This is a genomic window from Pseudarthrobacter sp. J1763 (genome assembly GCF_050490295.1).
Classification (GTDB): Bacteria; Actinomycetota; Actinomycetes; order Actinomycetales; family Micrococcaceae; genus JBNPEO01.
Genome location: NZ_JBNPEN010000001.1, coordinates 346,442 through 356,794, shown reverse-complemented (window position 1 = coordinate 356,794; position 10,353 = coordinate 346,442). Strand labels below are relative to the sequence as shown.

Here is a 10,353-nt window from a genome sequence, read left to right as displayed (position 1 = left end):
GCAAATGCGGCGCCGTAGCCGGGCAGTTCTGTTTAATAGCTAGAAGAACCAACAGCAACGGCACGCCTGTTCCTAAGAACGGTGGCGTCGACGAGGTAAAGAGGTACCAGTGGAGGACAGAAGAGTGCGCATCGCCGCCGTGGGTGACGAGCTGCTTGCGGGATTGGGTGACCCACGTGCCCTTGGCTGGATTGGCAGAGTTTTAGCCCGGACCCCACAAGAGCACGCCAGCATTGAAAGCTTCTCCCTGCCCTGCCCGGAAGAAGGCACGGAGGGGCTCGCTGCTCGTTGGCAAGAGGAAGCTGGCCGCCGTTTCAGCGCCTCAACTGAGAACAAGCTGGTGATTGGCCTCTCGGGCAGAGATGTGGAATTCGGTCTTTCAACAGCACGCAGTCGGCTCAATCTGGCCAACATCCTCGATTCGGCATCTCAGTCCAACATCGGCGTTTTTGTAGTGGGTCCGCCGCCCACTTTGGATCCTGCGCAGAACCGTCGCTTGGCTGAGCTGAACACCGCCTTCGCCGACGTCACCACCCGCCGCAAGCACTTATACGTTGACACGTTCTCGCCGTTGCTCAACCACGAGCAGTGGCGTACTGATCTGGCCGCCAATGCTGGTACCCCGGGCCAGGCCGGCTACGGTTTGATGGCTTGGCTGGTACTGCACCGTGGTTGGTTCCAGTGGTTGAACGTCCCTGAGAATGTCTAAATAACTATCAGTACTCGTCATCAAGGGCTTGGCAGAGCGCTTAACCAGCATCTGCCAAGCCCTTGACGCGTCTCAAGACGCGATATATCGTGAGTTACATAACGCGATATATCGCATCTCGTCTTGGAGGTTTTTGTGGCACAAGAAGTGTGGTCAGTTACCGGCCCCCAAATCATTGATCTCAGTGGTGTTACTTCGCTCAAGCTGGGCATCGTTGCCGGCCGATTCGACGTTGTAGCCCAAGCCGCTAACGAAGGTGAGGACTTTCAGGAACCCGCACGCATCGAAGTATCTGAGGTGGTTGGCGATCCACTTGCAATCACCTTTGAGGACGGGCGCTTAGAAATCCGCCATCAAATTCAGGGTGCGCCGGGGTGGTTCAAAAACCTGATGACCTCAGTGACCAACAACAATGACAACCGCGCTGTCATCACTATCTCAGTACCCGCACAGACCACGGTCGAGGCCGGCACAGTTAGCGGCGATGGCCTTGTCCAAGGCACCACAAAAATCACTAAACTCAACACCGTGAGCGGTTCCGTCGTTGCCGATGCCACCTCCGGGGAGCTGAACGTTAATACCGTCAGCGGTGAAGTGATCATCCGCCGTCACAATGGACTTCTTTCCGCCAAGTCCGTCTCGGGCGAAGTGACAGCCTCCGGAGAGCTAAGCCACGTCCGTGCTTCAACCGTCAGCGGCGAGCTGAGCCTTGATCTGTTGGGATACACACAGGACGTTGGCACCAACTCAGTTTCCGGGGACGTCACCATACGGCTTCCGCATGACCTTGGGGTAGACATCAGCGCCAACACAGCCTCGGGAACAGTTATTATCAACCACCAAAAGTACGTGCCGTCTTCTGGGCGAGTACGAACCATCGCTGGGCCCGACCTACAGTTGGTCACAATGCGTACGAATTCCGTCTCTGGCCACCTCACGATTTTGCACCGAGCAGAAGCAGAAACCCATGCGCAGGAAACACTCCCATCAATAGGGGAAGCATTAGAAGGACAGCAGTGACTCCTCCTGTCTTCCCACACGGCGCTTTACGCTTGTACTTGCTGGTTTTGCTCGAAGAAGGCCCCAAACACGGCTACGAACTCATAAAGGAACTTAGCGAAAGATTTGGTGGTAGCTACAAACCAAGCGCTGGAACCATCTACCCGCGTTTATCAAAGCTCCAAGAAGAGGGCCTGGTGGCCACGGAAACCGAGGGCCGCCGAACGCGATACTCGGTCACCGAAGCAGGCCTGACTGAGATCCAAAACCGCCGGGCCGAAATCGAGGGTGTCGAAGAAGGAATCGCTGCCTCTATGCGCCGTCTGGCCGATGATCTCCGTACGGATATCACCACCAATATGCGAGCCCTGCGTGCAGATCTCGCAGCAACCGCAGAAGCTGCAAAGTCGGCTGCACGGCGTAATTCCGTCCGCCAACCAGAGAACCACTCCGGCCCAGGTGCACCCCTGAACCCGGTCAGCCCGGGCCCAGCCAATATCAGCCCAGCTAGCACCGTGCCAGCGAGCAACACGCCCGCCAATAACAGTGGCGCATCAATTCAGCGGCTCAAGCACAGCGAAGTTCTCCTTCAGCAGTTCCGAGACGATCTGCGTGTTGAACTCCGCTTGGCCTCGCGTGAGCAAGCTATTTCTCAGGTGACGGTGGAGACCATTCGCACAGTGTTGGAGCAAGCATCGATTGCGGTGCGGAATTCTTTGCGGCATTAGCGGCACGAAATATGGAGCCGAGCGCTTGCTCGTTTCGTCCCAGAGGATGGTGTGTGGGAGACTAGAGGGCAGCTCTTTTGAGTACAAGAATAAGGAGGCCAGCTATGAGCAAGCGTGCACGCAAGCGTCGTGACCGTAAGCGTGGCGGCGCGAACCACGGCAAGCGCCCCAACACCTAAGTCAACGACTTAGCGTAAAGGTTCTAAAAAGTAAGGGCCCCAGCCAAACGGCTGGGGCCCTTACTTTTAGGTTTTCTATTAGCTAGCTGCACGAGCCGCATGGATGCGGTCAAGAATGCCCTGCTTAAGCTTCTCTGGCGCCGCCTCCGTGCACGAACGCTTGACCATGGTGCGGATCATGCACTCCAAGTCATGCTGTTCCAAGCAATTTGGGCAGCTGTCCAGGTGCTCTTTGATCTCTTGGACAGCACTCTTGGGGAGCGCTCCATCGAGGTATTCATAGATGCGTTCCATGCGCGTATCGTCGCAGTCGCCCAGTCCCTGGCAATCGCTCATTTTTCTTTCTCCTGTTGCGTGCTGTTGTTCGCAGCTGAACTCGATGGTTCTGCCGACGAATCTTGAGTCCCGAAACCACGTTCCGCGGCGTATTCCGCCAGCATCTCTCGCAGCATTCGTCGCCCACGGTGCAGTCTGGACATCACCGTGCCGATCGGGGTGTTCATGATTTCTGAAATTTCTTTGTACGCGAACCCTTCAACATCCGCGAAGTAAACCGCTAGGCGGAATTCCTCGGGAATGGACTGGAGTGCGCTCTTGACGTCCGAGTCCGGCAAGTGATCCAAAGCCTCAGCTTCCGCTGAGCGCAGACCTCTGGAGGTGTGCGACTCCGCGCGGGCCAGCTGCCAATCTTCGATGGTGTCCGAGTTGGACTGCAACGGCTCACGTTGACGCTTGCGGTACAAGTTGATGTACGTGTTCGTCAAAATCCGGTACAGCCAAGCCTTTAGGTTGGTGCCCGGCTTGTACTGGTGGAAGGCAGAAAACGCTTTGGTGTACGCCTCTTGAACCAAATCTTCGGCGTCCGCGGGGTTTCTAGCCATACGCATAGCTGCCGAATATAGCTGGTCAACATATTGCATGGCGTCACGTTCAAAGCGAGCTCGACGCGCTTCAACGCCCTCGGTAGCGATATCCAGTTCAGCGGAATCGTGTTCGAGAGCAGAGGCTGCATCTTCATCCATGGCCATACCGGCCGGGTCCACAGTAGTCATCAAGCTCAAGTCTACTGTTGGCCGTCCGTCAAGGCGTATGTTCACCGGTGCTTCACGAACACGTTCATTCAGCAATACCAATATTTACCTCCTGAAGGGCGCGAACTTCTTAATGAACTGTTGATCACAACCAGTGCGGCCGGGCAATTATTCCGCAAAAGTGCAAAACTAGAGTCGTTGTGACTGCACTTGAACTATTTGCTCGCACTACAAATGTGGTGGGGCTGCCTTCGAGGAGGAACTCTATGTCTATCGTCCGTTTTCTCGCCCGCCCCATGCTTGGCTCCAGTTTTGTGATCGCCGGTCTGGACAAGATCAAGAATGTGGACGACACTGCGCGGCAGCTCTCCCCCGTGCTGCGACGTGCCTCCGACGCTTTGCCTTTCCCAGCTGATGAGAAGCTCATTGCCCGAGTGATTGGCGGTGCACAGCTCGGTGCCGGTGCTTTGTTCGCAATCGGGAAGTTCTCCCGTTTTTCGGCATTGGTTCTTTCCCTCACCTCAGCCCTCAACGGCTACGTAGAGTGGCGCTCAGCGGACGCCAGCACCAAAGAAGGGCGTGCCGCGCGTCGCGAACAGTTGCTCAAAAACGTATCTTTGACCGGCGGCGTATTGCTCGCATCGGTGGATACGGCCGGGCAGCCTAGCCTTGCTTGGCGTGCTGAGCACCTGGTCGCGGACACCAAAAAGGCAAGCAGCAAGCAGCTCCGCAAAGCAGACAAAGCAACCCGTAAAGCAGTCGACAACTTCGTAGGAGCCTAAGCGCCAATGACCGCTCGAACCGAGGCACCCGCTGGGGGCATCGCCAGTAATGCTCCCAGTGCGTGGCCGGCACCGTTTGCCGAACGCCCCGTTAATGCCACAGTCACCGTTCCCGGTTCGAAGTCTTTAACCAATCGCTATTTAGTTTTAGCCGCGCTGGCTGAAGGCCCCTCCAGGTTGCGCGCCCCTTTGCACTCGCGTGATTCGGCGCTAATGATCGCGGCATTAGTGCAGTTGGGGGCCGTAATCCAAGAGATCGACGGCGATTCAGCCTTTGGTCCTGATCTCTTGGTGACGCCCATTCCTGCAGGCCTTCCTACCGCGAGTACGAACATTGATTGCGGCCTCGCCGGAACGGTGATGCGATTTGTTCCGCCAGTGGCCGCTCTTCGCAACGGCGTTACGGTCTTCGATGGCGACCCGCACGCGCGCAAGCGCCCCATGAACACCATCATCTCGGCGCTAGGCGCCTTGGGAATTCAAACGCAAACGCCCGACGGCGAGGTGGCAACTTCTCTGCCATTCGCTGTCTCCGGAACGGGTGAAGTTAAGGGCGGTCACATTGTGATCGATGCGAGCGCCTCTTCTCAGTTTGTCTCTGCGTTGTTGTTGGTAGGTGCCCGTTTTACCGAGGGCCTTCACCTCGAACATGTGGGCCAGACGGTCCCAAGCTTGGATCACATCAACATGACGGTGGAGGTTCTTCGCCAAGTGGGTGTGACAGTTGATAACTCGGTTCCTAACCACTGGGTGGTGGAACCGGGAGCCATCAGCGCTTTCGACCAGCGCATTGAGCAGGATCTTTCTAATGCTGGCCCCTTCCTGGCCGCTGCACTGGCTACGCATGGCACCGTCAGGATCCCCAACTGGCCGGAAAAAACCACCCAAGTGGGTGACCAGTGGCGAAGCATTCTTGCCCAAATGGGCGCCACCGTAACGCTCGACGGCGGGACACTCACCGTAACTGGCGGGCCCGAGATCAAGGGGTCCACCTTTGATGAAACCAGCGAATTGGCTCCTACAGTTGCCGCATTGTGCGCCTTGGCTAACAGCCCCTCGCAATTGACCGGAATCGCACATTTGCGCGGTCACGAAACCGACCGGCTGGCCGCCCTTGTGGCGGAAATTAATCGCTTAGGTGGCGATGCCGAGGAAACCAGCGATGGCCTGATAATTCGGCCCGCCAAGCTCCGTGCCGACGTCGTACGTAGTTACGCTGACCACCGAATGGCGACCGCCGGTGCCATCCTTGGCCTCGCGGTACCCGGCGTTGAAGTCCAAGACATTGGCACAACGTCTAAAACCATGCCTGATTTCCCCCAGTTGTGGCATGCGATGCTCGCCCAGCACGGTGGTGACTAGCATGGCCCGTAGTCTGCAGTCCTGGGACGAATCCGATGTTCGGGTCCGGCCCAACAAAAAAGGTTCACGTCCACGCACTAAGGACCGCCCGGATCATCTTGAAGCGGTCATCGGGCGCATTATCACTGTTGACCGTGGCCGCTACACCGCGATCGTTGATGAGGACACCAGCACAGAACGAACAGTTATAGCTGCCCGAGCCCGTGAACTGCGGCGTAATCCCGTGGTTGCTGGAGACTTCGTTGCGCTAGTGGGTGATGTCTCTGGAGCGCCGGACACACTAGCCCGTCTGGTGCGAGTCGAAGAGCGACGCACCCTGTTGCGCCGTAGCGCTGATGACACGGACCCGGTGGAACGCGCTGTGGTAGCCAACGCAGACCAACTGGTCATTGTGGTGGCCGCAGCCAACCCAGAACCTCGTACCGGTTTTGTTGACCGGGCACTTGTTGCAGCGTATGATGCCGGAATTGCGCCGTTGCTCTTGGTCACCAAGGCGGACGTCAAAGATCCAGCACCTTTCTTGGCCAATTACGCGAATCTGGATTTGGAGATTGTGATTAGCCGGACGGCGGACAATGGCGCCTCCGGTATCGATGCCCGCTCCGACGACGGACTCTCAGCAAGTCTCGACGAGGCAGCTGTGAAGCAGCTTCGCAGCTTTTTGGACGCCAAAGTCACGGTGATGATCGGTCACTCCGGTGTTGGAAAATCCACCATGGTTAATGCCTTAACTGGTTCCCAACGAGCCACCGGCGGGGTAAATGCTGTTACTGGTCGCGGCCGCCATACTTCCAGTTCGGCCCTGGCACTCAGGCTTACTGATTCGCCAGCGGGAAGTTGGATTATCGACACCCCCGGCATCCGCTCCTTTGGTTTGGCTTTGGTTGACCCTGACCGGATCATCCGCGCTTTCCCTGACCTCGAGCCGGGTACCGATTCTTGCGAACGTGGCTGTAAACACAACACCTCGGCTGTAAATTGTGGTCTTGACCCGTGGGTTGCTGAGGGACATGCCGGAGCGGCCGGTGCTGAGCGCCTACTGTCCTTCCGCCGGCTATTGGGTACAGACCCCCGCCAAGAAGCCCGCGAGGGCAAGGAATTGGGCACCGTCAACTAGGCGTTACTTCGCTCCAGAGCTCCCACCTCCCAACCCTCGGGCGGATTTACCGGTAGCGTGGAAACATGACTCTTGCGCCACAAAGCTACAACGATGACCTACGCCTGGCCCACGTTCTTGCTGACTCTGTAGACGCCCAGACCATGGCCCGCTTCAAAGCGCAGGACCTCAATGTTGAGACCAAGCCGGACATGACGCCCGTGACGGACGCTGACAAGGCTGCCGAAGAATCCATTCGCGGCCAACTCTCCCGTTCCCGCCCGCGCGACGCTGTGCTGGGTGAAGAGTTTGGCAGCTCAGGTCATGGGGCACGACGCTGGATTATTGACCCGATCGACGGTACTAAGAACTTCATTCGCGGTGTTCCCGTGTGGGCAACGCTGATTGCCCTTGTTGACGAGGGTGAGCCGGTTGTTGGGGTGGTGAGCGCACCGGCACTGGGCAAACGCTGGTGGGCAGCTCAGGGAATGGGCGCCTATATGGGCCGTTCCTTGGCTTCCGCAACTCGTTTGCGGGTTTCTAATGTCACAGAGCTCTCCGACGCTTCGATGTCTTACTCGAGCCTGAGTGGGTGGAAGGAACGCGGAAATCTCGACGAGTTCCTAGCGTTGACTGAAGACGTATGGCGCACCCGGGCCTACGGAGATTTTTGGTCCTATTGCATGGTCGCCGAAGGTGCAGTGGACATTGCCTGCGAGCCGGAATTGAACCTCTATGACATGGCCGCTTTGGTTCCGATTGTTACTGAGGCCGGTGGGCGTTTTACCTCGCTCGATGGCGCTGATGGCCCCTTTGGCGGCAACGCCTTGGCGACCAACTCGATTCTTCACTCCGAGGTTCTGCACCGTTTGAATCCCGAGTTGGACGACCTCTTGAGTAACTAGCACCTCGAAGAACTGCGGCTCAGGCAAAGCGGGCGTGGAAACACGCTTCACACAACACGTAACATTTCCCGGAGGCTTGAGCTCGCCGGGATGGGTACCTTAGTGTTTTTGGCAGGTCACGAGTGCCAGCGCTAAACCCCGGTTTGCTGGTCGGCAACCCTCCTATCGCGGTGGGGTGCCCCGGGTGACGACCTGGCTGGCAATGAACCGTTGCTGGCAAGCGCGAACCCCTCAGGGGTTCCTCTCCGATGAGGTCACACATGTCTCTTGCTCGCCTGTCCCCCGCCTTCACTGCCGAATACTCTGCTCAGCAGGCTGTTTCTGCAGTTCGCCCGCTTGCTGCAGTCACCGGTGCCGAAATTGTTGCCCCACTGATCCAAGGTGGTGGTGTCCGCTACGCCAACTTGGACTACGGAGCTTCCGCTCCGGCGCTGAGCGTGGTTTCCGCCTACTTGAATGAGATCCTCCCCTATTACGCCAGCGTCCACCGAGGCGCTGGCTATGCCTCGCAGATCAGCACCTCGGTGTACGAAAATGCTCGGAACATTGTGCGTGACTTTGTGGGCGGCCGTCCTGATGACACGGTGATTTTCACCCGGAACACCACCGATTCACTCAACGTCTTAGCCGGCTCCCTACCAAGCGTTCATGGCAGTCCACTCGGCGAAGTTCTCTACTTGGATATTGAGCACCACGCCAATCTGCTCCCTTGGCAACGGTTGCCACACCGCAGCGTAGTGGCGGAGTCAACGATTGAGGCGACTGTCCGGGCCCTGGATGCTGAACTCGCTAACGGCGGGATTTCCTTGCTGGCAGTCACGGGCGCCTCAAATGTCACCGGCGAAGTTCTGCCGCTACAGCGACTAGCCACACTCGCTCACCAGCATGGTGCACGGATTGTTGTGGATGCTGCTCAATTAGCTCCGCACCGCCGAATCAATATTTCGGAACTGGACGTTGACTATCTCGCGTTCTCCGGCCACAAACTGTATGCACCGTTCGGCGCAGGAGTGCTGGTGGGACGCAGCGACTGGCTCGATGAAGGCACCCCGCTTCTTGCCGGTGGCGGTGCCGTCAAGGAAGCTCGGCTGGATTCGGTGACGTGGACTACCGGTCCGGCTCGCCATGAAGCTGGCTCGCCCAACGTTTTGGGTGCAGCAACCTTGGCCCGGGCCACCCAAATTTTGGCCAGTCTCGACGAATCACAGTGGATCGGTCACGAAGCGGCCATCCGTGACCACCTTGTTGAGGGCTTGAGCTCCATTAGCGGGGTGAAGGTTCACAAGATCTTCCCTCAGGATCATCTGGACACCATTGGTGTAGTGAACTTTTCGGTAGAAGGTTACGACGCCGGACTGGTGGCCGCTTACTTATCTGCAGAGCACGGAATTGGGATTCGTGACGGTAAGTTCTGCGCTCACCCCTTGTTGAAGCGGCTTGGGCTGCCAGCTGGATCATTGCGGGCCAGCTTCGGCGTTGGATCCCGCCTTGAGGACGCAGAACGGCTTATCAAGGCTGTGACCGAACTTCGCAGTAGTGGCTTGGGGTGGGACTACGTGATCGACGCTGGTCGTTGGGTTCCTGCCAACGATTCCCGCAACTACCCCGATTGGGCGCCGAATACTCCGGGAACAGCCGGTGCAGCACCCTGCTCGGTCTAAAGTGGAAGCGGTATAAAACTCGCCCCACTTCTTGGAAGGATAGCCACGCGTGATTGGCGGTCCCAAAATCCACCACGAACGTCGCCGTGAGCTCGGCAAGGCCTTCGAAGATGGTGCCGAACACTACAACGAGGTGCGCCCTGGGTACCCGCTTGAGATTGCTCAGTGGCTTGTGCCTGAGGGCGCACGGCGGGCTGCAGACTTGGGCGCCGGGACGGGTAAATTCACTGCCCGCTTAGTGGAGCTTGGACTCGAAGTCAGCGCCGTGGATCCTTCCGATGACATGCTGATGCAGTTGAGGCTGGTCCTGCCCACGGTGTCGTCCTATCTGGGCACTGCAGAATCCACTGGCCTGTCCGCCCAGACATTCCAAGTAGTCACTGTTGCCCAAGCGTGGCACTGGGTTGACCCGCACCTTGCGAGCGAAGAGGTTGCCCGGATTCTGACTCCGGGTGGGGTGTTAGGGCTGGTGTGGAATCAACTGGACACCACCATCCCCTGGGTTCATCGCCTCTCACGGATTATGCATGCTGGTGATGTTCTAAAACCCGACTTTCGGCCCGCCGTCGGATCTGAATTCGCGGCCCTCGAATCTCTCACCATTCATTGGGCGGATCCGCTGACGCCCGTGGGCATCATCGAGCTGGCGAAATCGCGCAGTTTTTATCTCTCTGCCAATGACAAGTCTCGTGAGCGAATGCTGCACAACCTTCACTGGTATCTATATGAGCACTTGGGGTACTCGCCCACAGATTCAGTGCACTTGCCGTACCGCTGCCACGCTTGGCGAACACTCAAGCTCTGAGCGGCACTGGGCATTGCCTTCTTATGTCTGCCCAGCTAAAGTTTCGGTGAATCTAAATATTTTATTAAGGAACATCGAACTAGTGTGCGCTCGCCC

General features: G+C 57.7%; 12 protein-coding genes and 1 riboswitch. Of the genes, 10 read left to right on the top strand and 2 right to left on the bottom strand.

All coding sequences use genetic code 11. The annotated features are described in order from the left end of the window. Positions 1-109 precede the first annotated feature (109 nt). From ACQQCD_RS01695 to ACQQCD_RS01680, 4 genes are all read left to right on the top strand, one after another. Positions 110-709 carry a GDSL-type esterase/lipase family protein gene (locus ACQQCD_RS01695; RefSeq protein WP_430266655.1) on the top strand — a complete coding sequence of 200 codons (600 nt, stop codon included), beginning with the start codon at positions 110-112 and terminating at the stop codon, positions 707-709. Positions 710-844: 135 nt separating this feature from the next. Beyond that, positions 845-1,729 carry a DUF4097 family beta strand repeat-containing protein gene (locus tag ACQQCD_RS01690; protein WP_430266654.1) on the top strand — a complete coding sequence of 295 codons (885 nt, stop codon included), beginning with the start codon at positions 845-847 and terminating at the stop codon, positions 1,727-1,729. Further along, positions 1,726-2,436 carry a PadR family transcriptional regulator gene (locus ACQQCD_RS01685; RefSeq protein WP_430266653.1) on the top strand — a complete coding sequence of 237 codons (711 nt, stop codon included), beginning with the start codon at positions 1,726-1,728 and terminating at the stop codon, positions 2,434-2,436. The genes ACQQCD_RS01690 and ACQQCD_RS01685 overlap by 4 nt, the downstream gene beginning before the upstream one ends. Positions 2,437-2,540: 104 nt before the next feature. Next, entirely contained in the window at positions 2,541-2,615 is a 75-nt protein-coding gene (locus ACQQCD_RS01680; protein ID WP_369299106.1) for a 50S ribosomal protein bL37, read from the top strand. A 78-nt stretch (positions 2,616-2,693) separates the two neighbouring features. Here ACQQCD_RS01680 and rsrA read toward each other — a convergent pair whose 3' ends face one another. Together rsrA and ACQQCD_RS01670 are read right to left on the bottom strand one after the other, a co-directional pair. Further along, positions 2,694-2,951: a mycothiol system anti-sigma-R factor gene (gene rsrA / locus ACQQCD_RS01675; RefSeq protein WP_430266652.1), complete on the bottom strand. Its 258-nt coding sequence runs from the start codon at positions 2,949-2,951 to the stop codon at positions 2,694-2,696. Further along, positions 2,948-3,742 carry a sigma-70 family RNA polymerase sigma factor gene (locus ACQQCD_RS01670; protein ID WP_430266731.1) on the bottom strand — a complete coding sequence of 265 codons (795 nt, stop codon included), beginning with the start codon at positions 3,740-3,742 and terminating at the stop codon, positions 2,948-2,950. The genes rsrA and ACQQCD_RS01670 overlap by 4 nt, the downstream gene beginning before the upstream one ends. Positions 3,743-3,912: 170 nt before the next feature. Here ACQQCD_RS01670 and ACQQCD_RS01665 point away from each other — a divergent pair, with 170 nt between their 5' ends. From ACQQCD_RS01665 to ACQQCD_RS01640, 6 genes are all read left to right on the top strand, one after another. Next, positions 3,913-4,428, top strand: coding sequence for a DoxX family protein (locus ACQQCD_RS01665; RefSeq protein ID WP_430266651.1), 516 nt, complete (start codon positions 3,913-3,915; stop codon positions 4,426-4,428). Between the two features lie 6 nt (positions 4,429-4,434). Further along, positions 4,435-5,790 carry a 3-phosphoshikimate 1-carboxyvinyltransferase gene (gene aroA, locus ACQQCD_RS01660; RefSeq protein WP_430266650.1) on the top strand — a complete coding sequence of 452 codons (1,356 nt, stop codon included), beginning with the start codon at positions 4,435-4,437 and terminating at the stop codon, positions 5,788-5,790. A 1-nt stretch (position 5,791) separates the two neighbouring features. Beyond that, complete coding sequence (rsgA, locus tag ACQQCD_RS01655; protein WP_430266649.1) at positions 5,792-6,907, top strand: ribosome small subunit-dependent GTPase A; 1,116 nt, start codon at positions 5,792-5,794, stop codon at positions 6,905-6,907. Positions 6,908-6,972: 65 nt separating this feature from the next. Continuing rightward, positions 6,973-7,791, top strand: a complete 819-nt coding sequence (hisN, locus tag ACQQCD_RS01650) for a histidinol-phosphatase (protein WP_430266648.1) — start codon at positions 6,973-6,975, stop codon at positions 7,789-7,791. A 114-nt stretch (positions 7,792-7,905) separates the two neighbouring features. Further along, a riboswitch (SAM riboswitch) is annotated at positions 7,906-8,020 on the top strand. A 31-nt stretch (positions 8,021-8,051) separates the two neighbouring features. Continuing rightward, complete coding sequence (locus ACQQCD_RS01645; protein WP_430266647.1) at positions 8,052-9,452, top strand: aminotransferase class V-fold PLP-dependent enzyme; 1,401 nt, start codon at positions 8,052-8,054, stop codon at positions 9,450-9,452. Positions 9,453-9,501: 49 nt separating this feature from the next. Beyond that, positions 9,502-10,257: a class I SAM-dependent methyltransferase gene (locus tag ACQQCD_RS01640; RefSeq protein WP_430266646.1), complete on the top strand. Its 756-nt coding sequence runs from the start codon at positions 9,502-9,504 to the stop codon at positions 10,255-10,257. The last annotated feature ends 96 nt before the right edge of the window (positions 10,258-10,353 follow it).

Coding starts and splice junctions, on each gene's coding strand:
- rsrA (WP_430266652.1), bottom strand. CDS start 2,951: ATGAGCGATTGCCAGGGACTGGGCGACTGCGACGATACGCGCATGGAA.
- ACQQCD_RS01665 (WP_430266651.1), top strand. CDS start 3,913: ATGTCTATCGTCCGTTTTCTCGCCCGCCCCATGCTTGGCTCCAGTTTT.
- aroA (WP_430266650.1), top strand. CDS start 4,435: ATGACCGCTCGAACCGAGGCACCCGCTGGGGGCATCGCCAGTAATGCT.
- rsgA (WP_430266649.1), top strand. CDS start 5,792: ATGGCCCGTAGTCTGCAGTCCTGGGACGAATCCGATGTTCGGGTCCGG.
- hisN (WP_430266648.1), top strand. CDS start 6,973: ATGACTCTTGCGCCACAAAGCTACAACGATGACCTACGCCTGGCCCAC.
- ACQQCD_RS01645 (WP_430266647.1), top strand. CDS start 8,052: ATGTCTCTTGCTCGCCTGTCCCCCGCCTTCACTGCCGAATACTCTGCT.